At 71.5% G+C, this 17,120-nt stretch carries 16 protein-coding genes and 1 tRNA gene; 11 read left to right on the plus strand and 6 right to left on the minus strand.

Annotated elements, in window-relative coordinates:
• Window positions 1-137: 137 nt before the first annotated feature.
• Both ACWCQK_RS18050 and ACWCQK_RS18055 read left to right on the plus strand, forming a co-directional pair.
• On the plus strand, window positions 138-1,442 hold the full coding sequence (locus ACWCQK_RS18050; RefSeq protein WP_451156134.1) for a sensor histidine kinase: 1,305 nt from the start codon (window positions 138-140) through the stop codon (window positions 1,440-1,442).
• Window positions 1,439-2,119: a response regulator transcription factor gene (locus ACWCQK_RS18055; RefSeq protein WP_009340348.1), complete on the plus strand. Its 681-nt coding sequence runs from the start codon at window positions 1,439-1,441 to the stop codon at window positions 2,117-2,119. The genes ACWCQK_RS18050 and ACWCQK_RS18055 overlap by 4 nt, the downstream gene beginning before the upstream one ends.
• A gap of 147 nt (window positions 2,120-2,266) precedes the next feature.
• Here ACWCQK_RS18055 and ACWCQK_RS18060 read toward each other — a convergent pair whose 3' ends face one another.
• Window positions 2,267-2,953 carry a DUF461 domain-containing protein gene (locus tag ACWCQK_RS18060; RefSeq protein WP_451156135.1) on the minus strand — a complete coding sequence of 229 codons (687 nt, stop codon included), beginning with the start codon at window positions 2,951-2,953 and terminating at the stop codon, window positions 2,267-2,269.
• Between the two features lie 721 nt (window positions 2,954-3,674).
• Here ACWCQK_RS18060 and ACWCQK_RS18065 point away from each other — a divergent pair.
• The 6 genes from ACWCQK_RS18065 (at window position 3,675) to ACWCQK_RS18090 (ending at window position 10,266) form a co-directional block, all read left to right on the plus strand.
• Complete coding sequence (locus ACWCQK_RS18065; RefSeq protein WP_003953493.1) at window positions 3,675-4,157, plus strand: CarD family transcriptional regulator; 483 nt, start codon at window positions 3,675-3,677, stop codon at window positions 4,155-4,157.
• 266 nt (window positions 4,158-4,423) lie between these two features.
• Complete coding sequence (gene ispD / locus ACWCQK_RS18070; RefSeq protein ID WP_451156136.1) at window positions 4,424-5,203, plus strand: 2-C-methyl-D-erythritol 4-phosphate cytidylyltransferase; 780 nt, start codon at window positions 4,424-4,426, stop codon at window positions 5,201-5,203.
• Window positions 5,193-5,720 carry a 2-C-methyl-D-erythritol 2,4-cyclodiphosphate synthase gene (gene ispF / locus ACWCQK_RS18075; protein WP_451156137.1) on the plus strand — a complete coding sequence of 176 codons (528 nt, stop codon included), beginning with the start codon at window positions 5,193-5,195 and terminating at the stop codon, window positions 5,718-5,720. The genes ispD and ispF overlap by 11 nt, the downstream gene beginning before the upstream one ends.
• 192 nt (window positions 5,721-5,912) lie before the next feature.
• Entirely contained in the window at window positions 5,913-7,313 is a 1,401-nt protein-coding gene (gene cysS / locus ACWCQK_RS18080; RefSeq protein ID WP_451156138.1) for a cysteine--tRNA ligase, read from the plus strand.
• A gap of 101 nt (window positions 7,314-7,414) precedes the next feature.
• Window positions 7,415-8,356, plus strand: coding sequence for a 23S rRNA (guanosine(2251)-2'-O)-methyltransferase RlmB (rlmB, locus tag ACWCQK_RS18085; protein ID WP_451156139.1), 942 nt, complete (start codon window positions 7,415-7,417; stop codon window positions 8,354-8,356).
• 140 nt (window positions 8,357-8,496) lie between these two features.
• The gene (locus tag ACWCQK_RS18090) at window positions 8,497-10,266 is read left to right on the plus strand and encodes a DoxX family membrane protein (RefSeq protein WP_451156140.1); all 1,770 of its coding nucleotides are present in this window, start codon (window positions 8,497-8,499) and stop codon (window positions 10,264-10,266) included.
• 114 nt (window positions 10,267-10,380) lie between these two features.
• Here ACWCQK_RS18090 and ACWCQK_RS18095 read toward each other — a convergent pair whose 3' ends face one another.
• The 3 genes from ACWCQK_RS18095 to ACWCQK_RS18105 form a co-directional block, all read right to left on the minus strand.
• On the minus strand, window positions 10,381-11,112 hold the full coding sequence (locus ACWCQK_RS18095) for a nucleotidyltransferase family protein (protein WP_451156141.1): 732 nt from the start codon (window positions 11,110-11,112) through the stop codon (window positions 10,381-10,383).
• A 107-nt stretch (window positions 11,113-11,219) separates the two neighbouring features.
• Window positions 11,220-11,678 carry a hypothetical protein gene (locus ACWCQK_RS18100; protein WP_451156142.1) on the minus strand — a complete coding sequence of 153 codons (459 nt, stop codon included), beginning with the start codon at window positions 11,676-11,678 and terminating at the stop codon, window positions 11,220-11,222.
• Between the two features lie 254 nt (window positions 11,679-11,932).
• Window positions 11,933-13,069: an ABC transporter ATP-binding protein gene (locus tag ACWCQK_RS18105; protein WP_451156143.1), complete on the minus strand. Its 1,137-nt coding sequence runs from the start codon at window positions 13,067-13,069 to the stop codon at window positions 11,933-11,935.
• A 218-nt stretch (window positions 13,070-13,287) separates the two neighbouring features.
• Here ACWCQK_RS18105 and ACWCQK_RS18110 point away from each other — a divergent pair.
• Window positions 13,288-13,361, plus strand: a tRNA-Thr gene (locus ACWCQK_RS18110).
• Between the two features lie 69 nt (window positions 13,362-13,430).
• Here the strand turns inward: ACWCQK_RS18110 and ACWCQK_RS18115 are convergent.
• Window positions 13,431-13,910, minus strand: a complete 480-nt coding sequence (locus ACWCQK_RS18115; RefSeq protein WP_451156144.1) for an N-acetyltransferase family protein — start codon at window positions 13,908-13,910, stop codon at window positions 13,431-13,433.
• Between the two features lie 170 nt (window positions 13,911-14,080).
• Window positions 14,081-14,968: an aminoglycoside phosphotransferase family protein gene (locus ACWCQK_RS18120; RefSeq protein WP_451156145.1), complete on the minus strand. Its 888-nt coding sequence runs from the start codon at window positions 14,966-14,968 to the stop codon at window positions 14,081-14,083.
• A gap of 42 nt (window positions 14,969-15,010) precedes the next feature.
• Between ACWCQK_RS18120 and ACWCQK_RS18125 the strand changes: the two genes are divergently transcribed.
• A complete protein-coding gene (locus ACWCQK_RS18125) occupies window positions 15,011-15,673 on the plus strand; it encodes a rhomboid-like protein (protein WP_451156365.1) in 663 nt (220 codons plus the stop codon).
• Window positions 15,674-15,683: 10 nt separating this feature from the next.
• Window positions 15,684-17,090 carry an NAD(P)/FAD-dependent oxidoreductase gene (locus ACWCQK_RS18130; protein WP_451156146.1) on the plus strand — a complete coding sequence of 469 codons (1,407 nt, stop codon included), beginning with the start codon at window positions 15,684-15,686 and terminating at the stop codon, window positions 17,088-17,090.
• Window positions 17,091-17,120 lie beyond the last annotated feature (30 nt).

The raw sequence follows: 17,120 nt of genomic DNA on the forward strand, positions 1-17,120 counted from the left end.
GGTCCGGCCTGTACGCGTCGGTTTCCGTCATCCCAAATGAACCACTACTAGCTCCTAGGTGAACTCTGGGCGACGAGTGTTCGAGGTCGCACTTCGATGGCTGTGGTCTGGCCGGACGACATGCCTAACCTGGGAGCATGGACGTGAACGCGGCGGTCGCCGCAGCGGCAGCGATCGCCGGGGTACTCACCGGTGTCATCGCCATGCTGGCGTTCCGCTGGAGCGAACGCGACCAGCAGCGACCCACCAGAACCTCACTGCACACCGACCCCGTGCTGCCGCCGGGAGTGGACACGGTCCTGTCCGTGCTCCGCTCCTCCGCCGTCGTCCTCGACGAGGCGGACGCCGTGGTCAAGGCGAGCTCCGCCGCGTACGCCCTCGGGCTGGTGCGCGGCGGCAAGCTGGCCGTCGAACCCATGCTCCTGATGGCCAGGGACACCCGGCGGGACGGAGAGATACGCCAGGTCGAACTGGATCTGCCCCGGCGGGGGACCGGGCGGGGCGAGGCACTCGCCGTGTCCGCGCGCGTCGCCCCCCTCGGGTCCCGGCTCGTCCTGCTGCTGGTCGAGGACCTCACCGAGGCCCGGCGCATCGAGGCGGTACGGCGCGACTTCGTCGCGAACGTCAGCCACGAGCTGAAGACCCCGGTCGGCGCGCTCTCCCTCCTCTCCGAGGCCGTCATGGACGCGTCCGACGACCCCGAGGCGGTGGAGCGTTTCGCCGGACGCATGCAGATCGAGGCCACCCGCCTGACCAACCTGGTCCAGGAGATCATCGACCTCTCCCGGGTCCAGAACGACGACCCCCTGGAGGACGCCGAGCCGGTCCGCGTGGGCGAACTCGTCGCCGAGGCCATCGACCGCTGCCGTCACCAGGCCGGCGCCAAGCAGATCACCATGGCCGCCGGCGGCACCGCCGACCTGCGGATCTGGGGGAACCGAGGGCAGCTCGCGGCCGCTCTGGGCAACCTCGTCGAGAACGCGGTCAACTACTCCCCGGCCCGCACCCGGGTGGGCATAGCCGCCCGCCGGGTGACCGCGCCCGGCGGAGAGCTCATCGAGATCGCCGTCACCGATCAGGGTCTCGGCATCTCCGACAAGGACAAGGAGCGCATCTTCGAGCGCTTCTACCGCGTCGACCCGGCCCGCTCCCGCGCCACGGGAGGCACGGGTCTCGGGCTGGCGATCGTCAAGCACGTGGCCGCCTCGCACGGCGGGGAGGTCACGGTGTGGAGCTCCGCGGGTCAGGGCTCCACGTTCACTCTGCGGCTGCCGGAGGCGGGTGCGGCTCGCGACCGTGCCCAGCAGCACCCCGACCTCGACGACGACAACGACGACGACATCGAGAATGATGGGGCCGGGCAGTCAGCCCACTCGTCGCGCGCCACTTCCCCCGACTCACCCGCGTACCAAACGCTTTCCGCCCCGGAGGTCCTTCCGTGACCCGAGTGCTCGTCGTCGAGGACGAGGAGTCCTTCTCCGACGCCCTGTCGTACATGCTCCGCAAGGAGGGCTTCGAGGTCGCCATCGCGACCACGGGCCCCGACGGACTCGACGAGTTCGAGCGCAACGGCGCCGACCTCGTCCTCCTCGACCTGATGCTGCCGGGGCTGCCCGGCACGGAGGTGTGCCGTCAGCTGCGCGGCCGCTCCAATGTCCCCGTGATCATGGTCACCGCCAAGGACAGCGAGATCGACAAGGTGGTCGGCCTGGAAATAGGAGCCGACGACTACGTCACCAAGCCGTTCTCCTCGCGCGAGTTGGTCGCCCGTATCCGGGCCGTCCTGCGCCGCCGTGGCGAGCCCGAGGAGGTCACCCCGGCCGCGCTGGAGGCCGGACCGGTCCGTATGGACGTCGACCGCCACGTGGTCACCGTCTCCGGCTCGAAGGTCGACCTCCCGCTCAAGGAGTTCGACCTGCTGGAGATGCTGCTGCGCAACGCGGGCCGTGTGCTCACGCGCATGCAGCTCATCGACCGGGTCTGGGGCGCCGACTACGTCGGTGACACCAAGACCCTCGACGTCCACGTCAAGCGCCTGCGCGCGAAGATCGAGCCGGACCCCGGCGCGCCGCGGTACCTCGTGACCGTGCGCGGCCTCGGCTACAAGTTCGAGCCGTAAACCGCCCACCGTCGACGCTGGATCGGTCGGCGGCAGGAGCACGGTAGGCGGTACACACGAGAAGGGCGGCACCCGGTGACGGGATGCCGCCCTTCTCGTACGCGCGTGCCGCTCGGGGTCCGCCTCGAACCCGGTCGCGGACGCTGCTCAGTTGCCGGACGCGGACTCCGAGGCCGTCGCGTTCGCGTTCGTGTCGCCCGCGTTCGCGTTCGCGTCGGCGTTCGCCGTGTCGCTCGGGGAGGCCGAGGTGGAGGCGGACTCGCTCGGCGAGGACGACGCGCTCTGCGACGGCTGCTCGGAGGCGGACGCCGAGGCGTTCGGCACCTCGCTCGGGCCCCAGGTGGAGAAGTAGCCGTCGGCCGGGACGACGAAGGCGCGCAGGCTCACCGCGCCGGTCTTGCTGAAGGTGAAGGTGATCTTCTGGGCGTTGCCGCCCTTCACGGAGTCCCCGGGCGAGGAGAGCACCGCGGCGACGTTGTCCTTGCCGCCGATGATCACGGAGCCGCCGGCCGGGACGGTCAGCTTGTCGTCGCCCTTGGCGGGGGAGAGCTCGGCGTTGCCGTCACCGTCGACGCTGATCGAGTCCAGAGTCTGGGGAGAGGTGCCGCTGTTGAAGACGGTCGCGGAGATCACCGCGGGACCCGAGGAGCCGGTGCCCGGCTGGGTGATGACGATCGCGTTCTGGATCTTGATGTCACCGACGCTCGTCGCCGCGTTGTCCGGCTTGATCTCCAGTGTCTGGGAGTTGCCTCCCGCGCCGCACGCGGCGAGCGAGGCGATCGAGAACGCGATGGCGGATGCGGCGAGTGCGCCGCGTCGAAGGCTGCTGCTCACGGCGGCGGCTACTCCTTGTTGAACGCAGGGGCAGCTGTACCTAAAGCCGCCCTAAGTGTCTGTCAGCGGCCTTAGGTTACCGATCCGTTCCCCGGAGGCCGCACCCGACCCTCCCTCGAGCGCCCGGCTTCGCTCAGCAGGCGGTACCCGGACGCTTTCCGGACCGTGAAGTGCGCCCGGGTCACATTGGTCTCATGGTCGTACGGGATTCACTTAAGGGGGCTTGCAGTTTTTCCGTGCGGGAATGCGCGCGCGGTGACGGGGCTATGTCTTGGAATTGATCACGGACTGCGTCAGGTCGGGCGTTCCACAGGTTGTTCCGCCGGTTGTTCCGTCGGCTGTTCCGAGGGCGTTCCGCCGGCCTAGTGATCGGTCCCGTGATCCATCCCGTGATCGGCCTCGTGATCACCCCGTGATCAATTCCGGATTCGACTCGTATCGGCCGCGGGCAACCGAACGGAGTAGCGGAAGTCGATCGTATGGAACCGGACATATGTGGACGTTCATCCACCCGGAGGTGCCTCCGGATGCGGGTGACGCGCGTGTTTCTCCTCCCCCGGACAGCCGCTCCGACCTGCGAATACCCGGTTCCGATCGGCCCGCGATGCACGTTCCTGTTGCTGTTGTCAAGCCCCGAGATATGCCCTGACCTGCGAAAACGCCATTCAGAACCCGCCGTTTCCGTGTTACCCTGGATAGCCACGGAAGGGGTACCTGTCACATGACGTTCAAGGTTGGCGACACCGTGGTCTATCCCCATCACGGGGCCGCGCTGATCGAGGCCATCGAAACTCGCCAGATCAAAGGCGTGGACAAGACCTACTTGGTGCTGAAGGTCGCCCAGGGTGACCTGACGGTACGTGTGCCAGCGGACAATGCGGAGTTCGTCGGCGTGCGTGATGTGGTCGGTCAGGACGGGCTGGACCGGGTCTTCGAGGTGCTGCGCGCTCCGTACGCCGAGGAGCCCACGAACTGGTCGCGCCGCTACAAGGCAAATCTGGAGAAGCTCGCCTCCGGCGATGTCATCAAGGTCGCGGAAGTCGTACGTGACCTGTGGCGTCGTGAGCGCGAGCGCGGACTCTCCGCGGGTGAGAAGCGCATGCTCGCCAAGGCCCGCCAGATCCTGGTGAGCGAGCTCGCCCTCGCGGAGAACACCAACGAGGACAAGGCGGAGGCCCTGCTCGACGAGGTCCTCGCGTCCTGACGCGTGGCGGTCACGGCCCGCCCCACTTCAGCACGCTCAGCACAGTGAAATGCCGCGGTGCCCGATGACGTACGTTCTGTCGCCGGGCGCTGCGGCATGTTCGTGCTCGAATGCCGTACGCCACGGGGGAAACCCCCGATACTCGGTGTGCCGGGCCCGGGCTGCTGGCTCGACCGGTGTCACGGAAGGGTTCCGGTCAAGGCGTCGCGCCCGGCACGCTGTGGCCATACCCACGTAGGCCGAGCACACAAACCTGACAGGAACCGATGTCTGACGTTTCGCACCCTTCGACCGCGGGTGCCGTTCCGGAAGCCCCGACTGTGGCCCCCCGTACCGCCGTGGTCATCCCGGCCGCCGGCCGGGGCGTACGTCTGGGCCCCGGCGCCCCCAAGGCGCTGCGCGCGCTGAACGGCACGCCCATGCTCATCCACGCGGTACGCGCCATGGCCGCCTCCCGCGCCGTCTCCCTGGTCGTCGTTGTGGCGCCGCCCGACGGCGCGGGCGAGGTCAAGTCACTGCTCGACGCGCACGCGCTGCCGGAGCGGACAGACTTCCTCGTCGTACCCGGCGGGGAGACCCGCCAGGAGTCGGTGAAGCTCGGCCTCGACGCGCTGCCGCCCGACTACGCCATCGTGCTCGTCCACGACGCGGCGCGGCCGCTGGTGCCGGTCGACACGGTGGACGCCGTGATCGACGCCGTACGGGAGGGCGCGCCCGCCGTGGTGCCCGCGCTGCCGCTCGCGGACACGGTCAAGGAGGTCGAGCCGGCGGCGGTGCCGGGCGAGCCGGAGCCGGTGCTGGCCACGCCCGAGCGCGGGCGGCTGCGGGCCGTCCAGACACCGCAGGGCTTCGAGCGGGCCACGCTGATCCGTGCGCACGAGACGGTGACGGACGACGTCACCGACGACGCGAGCATGGTGGAGCAGCTCGGGCTGCGGGTCGTGGTCGTCCCGGGGCACGAGGAGGCCTTCAAGGTCACGCGGCCGCTGGACCTGGTGCTGGCGGAGGCGGTTCTGGCGCGCAGGAGGCTCAACGATGGCTTCTGAGGCGTCCAGGGCGCCGGAAGCCGCCCGGGCTTCCGTGCCGCCGCTGCCGCAGGTCGGGATCGGTACGGACATCCACGCCTTCGAGGAGGGGCGTGAGCTGTGGTGTGCCGGTCTGAAGTGGGAAGGGGAGGGCTCGGGCCTCGCCGGGCACTCCGACGCGGACGTCGTCGCCCATGCCGCGTGCAACGCCCTGTTCTCCGCGGCCGGGCTGGGGGACCTGGGGCAGCACTTCGGCACCGGGCGGCCCGAGTGGGCCGGGGCGTCCGGGGTGACGCTGCTGGCGGAGGCCGCGCGGCTGGTGCGCGCGGCCGGGTTCGTCATCGGCAACGTGGCCGTCCAGGTCGTCGGGCCGAGGCCGAAGATCGGCAAGCGGCGCGACGAGGCGCAGAAGGTGCTGTCGCAGGCGGTGGGCGCGGCGGTGTCCGTGTCCGGGGCCACGACGGACGGGCTGGGGTTCCCCGGACGGGGAGAGGGACTGATGGCGGTCGCGACGGCGCTGGTGGTCCGGGTGGCCTGAGCGCCGCCGACCCGCCCGGCCCAGCGGGCCGGAAGACCCCGCCGAGGAGCCCTGCCGCGGACCGTGGCGGGGCTCCGCCCCCGCACGGTCCCGGCTCGCGCCCTCCCTCAGTACCTCTCAAACACCCCCACCCCCGGGGCAATACCGCGCAACGGTCGCGAGGCACTGCCTCGTGCCCACTACCCTGGAGTGGTGACCATTCGCCTGCACGACACCAGCGCCCGGCAGATTCGTGACTTCGCCCCGCTCACGCCGGGTTGTGTCTCGATCTACCTGTGTGGTGCCACCGTGCAGGCCGCACCGCACATCGGGCACATCCGCTCGGGGCTGAACTTCGACATCATGCGCCGCTGGTTCGAGTACCGCGGCTACGACGTCACGTTCATCCGCAACGTCACCGACATCGACGACAAGATCATCACCAAGTCCCACGACCAGGGGCGCCCCTGGTGGTCCATCGGGTACGAGAACGAGCGCGCGTTCAACGACGGCTACCAGGCGCTCGGCTGCCTGCCGCCCACGTACGAACCGCGGGCCACCGGGCACATCCCCGAGATGATCGAGATGATGCGCGGGCTCATCGAGCGCGGGCACGCCTACGAGGCCGACGGCAACGTCTATTTCGACGTGCGCTCCTTCCCGGAGTACCTCCGGCTGTCCAACCAGGAGTTGGACAACCTCCTGCAGCCCTCGGGCGAGGGCGAGACGGGCAAGCGGGACCCGCGTGACTTCGCCATGTGGAAGTCGGTGAAGCCGGGCGAGCCGAGCTGGGAGACGCCGTGGGGCCGGGGCCGGCCCGGCTGGCATCTGGAGTGCTCCGCGATGGCGCACAAGTACCTGGGCACCGCCTTCGACATCCACGGCGGCGGCCTGGACCTGATCTTCCCGCACCACGAGAACGAGATCGCCCAGGCCAAGGCGTTCGGTGACGACTTCGCCCGGTACTGGGTGCACAACGCCTGGGTCACCATGAGCGGCGAGAAGATGTCCAAGTCGCTCGGGAACTCGGTGCTCGTCTCCGAGATGGTCACGCGGTGGCGCCCGATCGTGCTGCGCTACTACCTGGGCACCCCGCACTACCGCTCCATGATCGAGTACAGCGAGGAGGCCCTGCGCGAGGCCGAGTCCGCGTTCGCGCGGATCGAGGGCTTCGTGCAGCGGGTGGTGGAGAAGGCCGGCGGGGTCGTCGAGCCCGCCGCCGAGGTTCCGCCCGCCTTCGCCGAGGCCATGGACGACGACCTGGGCGTGCCCCAGGCGCTCGCCGTCGTGCACACCACCGTCCGGCAGGGCAACTCCGCCCTCGCCGCCGACGACAAGGAAGCGGCCGTCGCCCGCCTCGCCGAGGTGCGCGCCATGCTCGGCGTCCTCGGACTCGACCCGCTCGACCCGCACTGGGCGGGCGAGAGCGACCGCGGTGACGATCTGCACGGCGTCGTCGACAGTCTCGTACGACTCGTCCTCGACCAGCGTGAGGCGGCCCGTACCCGCAAGGACTGGGGCACCGCGGACGCCATCCGCGACCAGCTCAACCAGTCCGGGCTCGTCATCGAGGACAGCCCGCAGGGGCCGCGCTGGACCCTCGGTCCGCGCTGACCCCGTCAGATCGCTTACGTGATCGATTGTGCCGTCCGGGCCTCCGGGCGGCACACTTCATAGACGTACACGCTTCATCGCTTCGCACAGACAGGTAGGTCATGGCCGCTAACAACCGCCGCATGTCCGGCAAGAAGGGCGCGCAGGTCGGCAGTGGCGGCCAGCGGCGCAAGGGTCTGGAGGGCAAGGGACCCACCCCGCCCGCCGAGATGCGCAAGGGACACAAGAAGAACCGCGTCGCCAACGCCAAGGCGAAGCAGGTGGTCCGCCGGCCCGTGCAGCGCGGCCGGGGCGGCAAGGGCACGTCCGAGATGGTCGTCGGACGCAACCCGGTCGTCGAGGCGCTGCGCGAGGGCGTGCCCGCGTCCACGCTCTACGTCCAGCAGTTCATCGACAACGACGAGCGGGTGCGCGAGGCGCTCCAGCTCGTGGCCGAGCGCGGTGGCATCAACCTCATGGAGGCGCCCCGCCCCGAGCTCGACCGGATGACCAACGGGCTCAACCACCAGGGCCTGGTCCTCCAGGTCCCGGCGTACGAGTACGCCCACCCCGAGGACCTCGCCGCCGCCGCGTACGACGAGGGCGCCGACCCGCTCATCGTCGCCCTCGACGGCGTCACCGACCCGCGCAACCTCGGCGCGGTGGTCCGGTCCGTCTCCGCGTTCGGCGGCCACGGCGTCGTCGTGCCCGAGCGGCGCGCCGCCGGTATGACCGCCGGTGCCTGGAAGACGTCCGCCGGCGCGGCCGCGCGCACGCCGGTCGCCCGCGCCACCAACCTGACGCGCGCCCTGGAGGCCTACAAGAAGGCCGGGATCGCCGTCGTCGGTCTCGCCGCCGACGGTGAGACCGAGGTGGGGGAGCTGGCGGCCCTGGGCGGCCCGGTCGTCATCGTCGTCGGCAGCGAGGGCAAGGGACTGTCCCGGCTGGTCGGCGAGACCTGTGACTACCGGGTGCGGATCCCGATGCCGGGCGGCACGGAGTCGCTGAACGCGGGTGTCGCGGCCGGTGTCGTGCTGTACGAGGCGGCCCGGCGACGCGCCTGAGTCCGGGTGCGGGCGGCGCCCGAACGGGCGTCCGCCGCATCACCCGCTCGGGGCAATCTGGACGGCGAGGACAATGTTGACGGGGTCCGGACAGATCCGGCCGGTCAAAGCAGTGTCCTAACTCCACGTCACTCGGTTAGATGAGTGTGGACACCAGAACGCCCCGCACACCCAGGGGGGACCGCTCGTCGGGATACGACGACGCTCCCGCGCTGAGCATGGTGAAGGTGCCGAGCGATCCGGCGCAGGTCATCGTCAATCACGCGAGTTTCCGCGTACAGCTGGGCACGTCGACGAGACGCGCCCAATCCCCGCGGATCGCACGGCACTTGAGCGCCGCCGACGGCGCCGGGCGCGTGCCCGCCGCGGGCGCCACCGCAGGCCGCCGCCGCGCGGTCGTCTGGAGCGGCAGGTCCGACCCCGACGACACCGGCGCCCACCGCCTGCTCCAGGCCGTGCGGGCAGGCAGCGTCCGCCACGGCGAACAGCCCGCCGCCGACGCCGGAGCCACCCAGGTCATCCCCCGTGTCGACGCCGCTCCCGGCTACCCCGGCGGCGGTTACGAAGGCTACGACGGGTACGGCGGTGCGTACGGCGGCGGACCCGACCGCGGTTACGGCGCCGCCTACGGCGAGCTCGACCAGACCGTCGAGACCCCCGTCGTCGGCGCCCAGCGCACCTCCGGCGACGGCGACCCGGCCGGCGCCCGGCTCCTGCCCCCGATGCGTACCGTCGGCAGCGCCTACGACGAACCCGCCTACGACGCACCGGCGTACGGCGAACCCGCCTACGACGACGGGCGGTTCGAGGACGAGGAGTTCGAGGAGCGGACCCGGGCGGCGCGCGGGTCCCGGGCCAGGCGGCACGGCGACGACCCCGCGCGGCACGCCTACTACCCCGGCCGCCGGATGAACCTCGGCGTCGTCCTGCTCCCGCTGCGCATCTTCCTCGGCTTCATCTCCATCTACGCCGGCATGGGCAAACTCTGCGACCCCGTCTACTTCGACGGCGGCAAGCGCGGCTCCATGGTGAAGTGGCTCAACACCCTGCACCCGTGGGAAGTCGCCGAGCCACTGCGCCAGTTCGCGCTCCAGCACCCGGTCGGCTCCGGCCTCGTCATCGCCTTCCTCCAGGTCGTCGTGGGCGTCCTGACGGTCCTGGGCTGCTGGCAGCGGGTCACCGCGGTCGTCGGCGCGACCCTGTCCGCCGCGCTGATCGTCACCGTCAGCTGGAAGACGGTCCCCGTCTACGACGCCCCCGACATCATCTGCCTCGCCGCCTGGTCCCCGCTGATCATCGCCGGCGCCCCCGTCTACTCCATCGACGGACGGCTCGCCGCCGGTGCCTGGCGGCGCCTCGGACCCCGCTCCGACATCTGGGAGCTGCGCCGCTACGTCCTGCGCCGCGGCGCCCTCGTCACGGCCGTCGCCGCCGGTCTCACCCTGCTGGTCGGCTCGCTGCTCGGCGGTGCCGTGCGCGACGCCGACCGTATCGTCGTGCCCGGTCCCGGCGAGGCCCCGCGCAACGAACTGCCCGGCTCGCCGCTCCCGCAGGACCCCGCCAAGCGCAAGCACCAGCAGAAGCCGTCGGCCTCCACCACGCCCACCCAGGGCGCCACCTCCGGCTCGGCCAGCCCCTCCAGCGACGCCGCCACCACCCCCGGCGCCACCCGCGACACCGGTACGGCCACCACCGGCGCGCCCAGCCAGAGCCAGAGCAGCGCCGGCCAGGCGCCGCCCCAGCACTCGGCCCCGTCCGGCGGCTCCCCGAGCACCAGCTCCGGACCGTCCTCCACCGGCGGCAGCGGCTCGCCCGGCGGCAGCGGCGGCACCGGCGGCTCCTCCGGTGGCTCCGGCGGTTCGAGCTCCTCCTCCGGCCAGCCCGGCCTGGTGGGCGGCCTGCTCGGCTAGCACCTGCCCGCGTCCCGACCCGCACGTACGACGACGGGGTCCCGCACCTGGTGGTGCGGGACCCCGTCGTCGTAGTGCGTCCGTGGGCGTCCGTAGGCGCGTCCTGGAGGGCTGTCAGCGGCCCAGGGCGGCCAGTTCGCGCGCGGCCTCGGTGAGGTCCTTCGCCGTGTCGATCGCCCGCCAGTAGGCGCCCTGCGGGATCGGGAAGCCCGCGAGGCGGCGCTCACGGGCCAGATGCGGGAACGTGGTCCGCTCGTGGTCGCCCCGCGCGGGGAGCAGATCGGCGAACTCGGGGGAGAAGACGTAGACGCCCGCGTTGATCTCGTACGTGGTCGGCGGGGCCTCGATGAAGTCCGTGATGTGGCCGAAGCCGTCCGTCTTCACCGCGCCCCACGGGATGCGCGGGCGGGCCAGGGCGAGCGTCGCGGCGGCGTCCCGCTCGGTGTGGAAGTCCGCCATGTCGCGCAGCGAGAAACGGGTCCAGATGTCGCCGTTCGTGGCGTACCAGGGCCGGTCCGGGTGGGGGAGGTGGGCGGCCGCGTACTTCAGACCGCCGCCGCGGCCCAGCGGCTCCGTCTCGACGACCGTCTTGACGTTCACCGGCAGATCGGCGGCGTCCAGCCACTTCTGCAGGACGTCGGCGAGATGGCCGCAGCTGACCACCACGTCCGTCACGCCCTCCTCGGCGAGCCAGACGAGCTGATGGCCGATGATCGGCGTCCCCGTGCCGGGGATCTCGACCATCGGCTTGGGCCGGTCGTCGGTGTACGGGCGCAGCCGGGAGCCCTGGCCACCGGCCAGGACGACGGCTTGCGTGGGGCGGGACGCGGCGTGCGGATCGGTCATGCCCGAACTGTACGCGGCGCCCCGCTCGTGGCCTGGACCGGCGATCGATCCTCGACCAGCCGCTTCCGACCGGTCGCCGCGGTGGCGCGGGCCGGGGGTGTCAGAGCTCAGCTGTGGGCGGCCGCCACCCCCGACGCGAAGGAGGTGTCGCAGACCGGGCGCGCGTACCGCTGGGCGCGCGTGGGGCCGTAGATGCGGACCGCGGCCCGGCCGAGGGCGCGGGCGATGGAGACGCAGTGCTCGGCCAGCGCCGGACGGCCGTTGACGGCCTGCTGGAGGTGGGTGAGGACGTCACCGGGGTTCTTGTCCTGCAACTCGGTCAGCAGCCGGTCACGCAGCACGTCCTGCGGTGCGCGGGCCGCGGAGTGCGAGGTGCGGCCCGCGGCGGAGACGTCGGACGCGGTGAGCACCGAGTTCGAGGGGTTCCCCGACCAGTTGACTCGGGTGACCGCGAGGGTCCCGGAGAGCACCAGGACGACGGGCAGGACGAGGGCGAGGGTGCGGCCGATCCGGCGGGCGGGGCCCCGGTGGCCGCGTCGCGTCTGTTGGGAGATGGAGTGCTTCACGCGTGTGAGGGTAGCGCCCGGTAATGATTTGGCGACATTTAGTCACCGGTTCGGGGGATGAACTGGTGCCCCCTGGTGGGTAAGGCGTTGACGTACAGCGCTCGAAACGGGTGGTTTGTCGGGGTATTTGTCGACAACGGAAAGGGCCCCGCAGGGGTTTGCGGGGCCCGATTCGTCAACCTGGGTGAATTACCCGGGAATCACCGTCCCGGGATGTGGTGAAACATCCCGGGATGATCCGTGCTGTCGCGGGATCAGTCGGTGAGGCGCTCGCCCGTGGACGTCGAGAACACGTGGATCTCGCCCGGCCGCGGCACGACGTGCAGCTGCGCGCCCTTGTCCGGCACCTGACGGCCGCCGACGCGGACCACCAGGTCCTTGACCTCGCCGCTGACCTCGGCGGCGCCGTAGACGTAGCCGTCGGCGCCGAGCTCCTCGACGACGTTCACGGAGACCGCGAGACCGGCCGGGGCGTCCTCGGTGTCCTTCGACAGCGAGGCGGCGGCGGCGCCGTTGTGCTCGACCACGTCGAAGTGCTCGGGGCGGACGCCGACGGTGACCGTGCGGTCACCGCGGTCGGCGGCGGCCTTGAGCGCGTCGCGGTTGACCGGCACCACGCTGTTGCCGAACTTCACACCGCCGTCGGTGATCGGCACCTCGACCAGGTTCATCGCCGGGGAGCCGATGAAGCCGGCCACGAACAGGTTGGCGGGCTTGTCGTACATGTTGCGCGGGGTGTCGACCTGCTGGAGCAGTCCGTCCTTGAGGACCGCCACACGGTCGCCCATCGTCATGGCCTCGACCTGGTCGTGGGTGACGTACACGGTCGTGATGCCCAGGCGGCGCTGGAGCGACGCGATCTGCGTACGGGTCGACACACGGAGCTTGGCGTCCAGGTTGGACAGCGGCTCGTCCATGAGGAACACCTGCGGCTCACGCACGATGGCGCGGCCCATCGCCACACGCTGACGCTGACCGCCGGACAGCGCCTTCGGCTTGCGGTCCAGGTACTCGGTCAGGTCGAGGATCTTCGCGGCCTCCTCGACCTTCTGCCGGATCTCCGCCTTGTTGACGCCGGCGATCTTGAGCGCGAAGCCCATGTTGTCGGCGACCGACATGTGCGGGTACAGCGCGTAGTTCTGGAACACCATCGCGATGTCCCGGTCCTTGGGCGGCAGGTGCGTGACGTCACGGTCACCGATGCGGATGGCGCCGGCGTTCACGTCCTCGAGCCCCGCGAGCATCCGGAGCGAGGTGGACTTGCCGCAGCCGGACGGACCGACCAGAACGAGGAACTCTCCGTCCTCGATCTCGATCTCGAGTGCGTCTACGGCGGGCTTCTCGGAACCGGGGTAGATCCGGGTCGCCTTGTCGAACGAAACAGTGGCCATGGTGATGGGCCCCCTTCTACCGGCAGGAACGTGCCGGACGATCCGTTGTAGGAAGGTGGTTGGTGTAGTCCACACGAGTGAACTGAATCTGGACGGTACCTGGCGACCGGCCACTCTGTCAGTACCCGAAGGACTGTGAACTTCGCGGCAATTTTCGACCGGCTGCCTCTCGCGACCTGGGTACACTGCACGGGCACGCGCGTGCTCCGCGCGCGCAGGCCTCCTTAGCTCAGCTGGTCAGAGCGCCGCTCTTGTAAAGCGAAGGTCGTCGGTTCGAATCCGACAGGGGGCTCCGGGAAAGGCCCAGGTCGAAGCTGTTCCGACCTGGGCCTTCGGCGTGGTGGCGAGGGTGTGCCGGGGGCTATTCCTGGGTGCCCAGTTTGGCCAGTGGCTCGTCTGTCAGGCGGTAGACCGTCCACTCGTCCTGGGGGCGGGCGCCGAGGGAGTCGTAGAAGTCGATCGCGGGCCGGTTCCAGTTCAGGACCGACCACTCCAGGCGCTGGTAGCCGCGCGCCACGCAGATGCGGGCGAGTTCCGTCAGGAGGGCCTTGCCGTGCCCGGCGCCGCGGGCCATGGGCCGGACGTACAGGTCCTCCAGGTAGATGCCGTGGACACCGCGCCAGGTGGAGAAGTTCAGGAACCACAGCGCGAAGCCGACCGGCTCGCCGGTCTCGTCGTCCGCGGCGATGTGGGCGAAGGCGGCGGGCCGCTCGCCGAACAGCGCCTCGTGGAGTTGCTCCCGCGTGGCCCTGGCCTCCTGCGGAGCCTTCTCGTACTCGGCGAGTTCGCGGATCAGGGCGTGCACGACGGGGAGGTCGGCGGGGGTCGCGGTACGGATCATGCGGGGAGCCTAGGACCTGTCCGGCGGATCGCCCCGCAGACGCGGGGGCAGGACGGCGGGCGGTTCGGCCGCGGACGGGGGGTCTGGCGGGGAAGCGGTTCGGCTGGGGACGGGGGCGGGCAGGTCCGCTGGGGTCCTGTGGTTCGTGCGGGGTGGGTGCCGTGTCGGCTTCACCCGCCTGAGCTTCGTAGTCTGTGCGCGATCTCCAGCTGGGTCTGCTGGGGCGGGCGTCCGGCCTCGATCTCCCACAGGCAGTTCTGGAGCACCCGGCCGAGGGTCCAGGCCCTGGCCCGGTCCCGGTCGAGGGCGAGGACGTCGGTCAGGGCGTCGAAGCGCCGGAGCAGGGCGCCTGGGTCGTAGCGGTTGGCGAGGGCGGGCAGGAGCTCGAAGCCGGGGTCGCCGGCGAGCGGCTTGGGGTCGATGGCGAGCCAGGGGGCGCGGTCGGCGGCCAGGACGTTGTCGTAGTGCAGGTCCCAGTGCAGCAGCCGGTCGCCGGGCTCGGCCAGCACCTCGCGTACGGCGGCGGCGCAGTCGGCGAGGAGCCGGCCGCTCCCGGGGTCGGGGACGCGGTCCAGCGCGGCCGGGGCCCGTTCCAGCAGGGCGCCGGCGAGGTCGCCGAGGCGGCGCAGCCCCGCCGGGGCGGGGAGAGCCGTCAGCCGGGCGAGCAGCCGGGCGATGACGAGGACCGCCTCCTGCGGGTCCGGGAGCCGGGACAGCGGGCGGGCCGCGTCGAGGCGTTCGAGGAGCAGGGTGCCGGTCGTCCCGTCGTGCCGCAGCAGCCGTACGGCCCCGTCGCCGTCCCACGCCCGCAGGGCGGCCGGTTCGCCGGCGCTCTCCTCGTCCACGAGCGGCATCTTCAGTGCGGCGGGGGTGCCGTCGGCGCGGCGGACCGGCAGGACGAGGGCGGTGACGCCGTGCAGGGAGGGGCCGTCGGGGCGCAGCTCCCAGCGGTCCAGGAAGCCGGCCGCCAGCCGGGGCAGCCCGGCGACGAAGGCGCGTCCGGCCGCTCCGTTGAACTTCGCCTGCGCCGCCACCAGTCCCGCCGGGATGTCGATCACATGGGGACGATACTGACGATACTGGCGGGTGTGAATCGGCTCATGCGGGACAGCGGCGGGGGTGGCGGTGTGCGCCGGGTGTGGGCGTACGTCCGCAGTGCGCCCGGCACCTACGGGTGGCTGGGGATCCTGTTCGTCACCACGGTCGCCCTGCACCACATGTCGCCGGACTTCGAGGCGGACTTCCTGCGGCAGCGGTCGACGAACATCCATGAGCTGTCGAACAATCCGGTGCGGGTGCTGATCGCCAGCGCGATGTGGATCGACGGCGGGTTCTGGTGGCCGTACGTCGTGCTCTACTCCGTCTTCCACGCGCAGGCCGAGCGCTGGCTGGGGACACCGCGCTGGCTGCTGGTGTGCGGGACCGCGCACGTGCTGGCGACGCTGATCAGCGAGGGCGCGCTGCTGAAGGCGGTCCGGGACGGGATGGCGCCGGCCTCGGCGGTCGACACCCTCGACGTCGGGGTGAGTTACGCGCTGGCGGGCGTGGTCGCGGTCCTGACCTACCGGATCGCGTCGCCCTGGCGGTACCTGTATCTGGCGTGCGTGCTCGGCGGCTACACGGTCCCGCTGGTGACCGGGCGCACCTTCACCGACGTCGGGCATTTCGTCGCGGTGCTGATCGGGCTGGCGTGCCGTCCGCTGGTCGCGGGGCGCGGAAAAGTGCGGAATCCGAAGGAGACAGTGGCCGCGCCCGGGAGTTAACGTCCCGGCCATGAGCGACTCGGGCGGCGGTGCGGTGAACGGCGGGGTCTCCTTCTGGTACGCGGACGACGGTCTGCCGGCACGGCGGGAACCGCTGGCCGGTGACGCGTCCGCGGACGTCGTGATCGTCGGGGGCGGGTACACGGGCCTGTGGACCGCGTACTACCTGAAGAAGGCGTCCCCGTCGCTCCGTATCACCGTCCTGGAGCAGAAGTTCTGCGGTTACGGCGCCTCGGGCCGCAACGGGGGCTGGCTGTACAACGGCATCGCCGGGCGGGACCGGTACGCGAAGCTGCACGGCCGGGAGGCGGCCGTGCGGTTGCAGCGGGCCATGAACGACACCGTGGACGAGGTCGTCCGGGTCGTCGGCGAGGAGGGCGTCGAGGCGGACGTCCACAAGGGCGGGGTGCTGGAAGTCGCCCGTACCCCGGCGCAGTTGGCGCGCCTGAAGGCGTTCCACGCGGGAGAGCTGGCGTTCGGCGAGAAGGACCGGGAGCTGTACGGCGCGCGGGAGACGGCCGAGCGGATCCGGGTCGCGGACGCGGTGGGTTCGACGTGGACGCCGCACGGGGCGCGGCTGCACCCGGTGAAGCTGGTGAAGGGGCTGGCGGCGGCCGTGGAGGCGCTGGGGGTGACGCTGCACGAGTCGACGCCGGTGACGGAGATCCGGCCCGGGCACGCGGTCACGCCGTACGGGACCGTCCGCGCGCCCTACGTCCTGCGCTGCACGGAGGGGTTCACGGCCTCGCTCAAGGGGCAGCGGCGGACCTGGCTGCCGATGAACTCCTCGATGATCGCGACCGAGCCGCTGACGGCGGAGCAGTGGGCGGCGGTCGGCTGGGACGGGCGGCAGACGCTGGGCGACCTGGCGCACGCGTACATGTACGCGCAGCGCACCGCCGACGGCCGGATCGCGCTGGGCGGGCGGGGCGTCCCGTACCGCTTCGGGTCGAGGACCGACAACGACGGGCGCACCCAGGAGGCGACCGTGGCGGCGCTGCGGGAGATCCTGGTGGACTTCTTCCCGGCGCTGGCCGGCGTGCGGGTCGCGCACGCCTGGTCGGGGGTGCTGGGGGTGCCGCGGGACTGGTGCGCGACGGTCACCCTTGACCGGTCCTCGGGGCTCGGCTGGGCGGGCGGTTACGTCGGTTCGGGCGTCGCCACCGCCAACCTCGCCGCCCGCACCCTGCGGGACCTCGTCCTGCGGGACTCCGGCACGGGCGGGCCGACGGAGCTGACGGATCTGCCGTGGGTGGGGCACCGGGTCCGCCGCTGGGAGCCGGAGCCGTTGCGGTGGCTGGGCGTGCGGGGGATGTACGCCACCTACCGGGCGGCGGACCGGCGGGAGCGGGAGACGCACGGCGCCGGGTCCTCACGGCTGGCACGGCTGGCGGACCGGGTGGCGGGACGGCACTGAGACACCTGTCGGGGGCGGAGTGGCCGGGGT

This window comes from Streptomyces sp. NPDC002306, from assembly GCF_053593435.1.

Excerpts from the sequence above, each read along its gene's own strand:
- ACWCQK_RS18050 (WP_451156134.1), top strand. The coding sequence starts at position 138 with ATGGACGTGAACGCGGCGGTCGCCGCAGCGGCAGCGATCGCCGGGGTA.
- ACWCQK_RS18065 (WP_003953493.1), top strand. The coding sequence starts at position 3,675 with ATGACGTTCAAGGTTGGCGACACCGTGGTCTATCCCCATCACGGGGCC.
- ispD (WP_451156136.1), top strand. The coding sequence starts at position 4,424 with ATGTCTGACGTTTCGCACCCTTCGACCGCGGGTGCCGTTCCGGAAGCC.
- ispF (WP_451156137.1), top strand. The coding sequence starts at position 5,193 with ATGGCTTCTGAGGCGTCCAGGGCGCCGGAAGCCGCCCGGGCTTCCGTG.
- rlmB (WP_451156139.1), top strand. The coding sequence starts at position 7,415 with ATGGCCGCTAACAACCGCCGCATGTCCGGCAAGAAGGGCGCGCAGGTC.
- ACWCQK_RS18090 (WP_451156140.1), top strand. The coding sequence starts at position 8,497 with ATGAGTGTGGACACCAGAACGCCCCGCACACCCAGGGGGGACCGCTCG.
- ACWCQK_RS18095 (WP_451156141.1), bottom strand. The coding sequence starts at position 11,112 with ATGACCGATCCGCACGCCGCGTCCCGCCCCACGCAAGCCGTCGTCCTG.
- ACWCQK_RS18105 (WP_451156143.1), bottom strand. The coding sequence starts at position 13,069 with ATGGCCACTGTTTCGTTCGACAAGGCGACCCGGATCTACCCCGGTTCC.
- ACWCQK_RS18115 (WP_451156144.1), bottom strand. The coding sequence starts at position 13,910 with ATGATCCGTACCGCGACCCCCGCCGACCTCCCCGTCGTGCACGCCCTG.
- ACWCQK_RS18125 (WP_451156365.1), top strand. The coding sequence starts at position 15,011 with ATGCGGGACAGCGGCGGGGGTGGCGGTGTGCGCCGGGTGTGGGCGTAC.
- ACWCQK_RS18130 (WP_451156146.1), top strand. The coding sequence starts at position 15,684 with ATGAGCGACTCGGGCGGCGGTGCGGTGAACGGCGGGGTCTCCTTCTGG.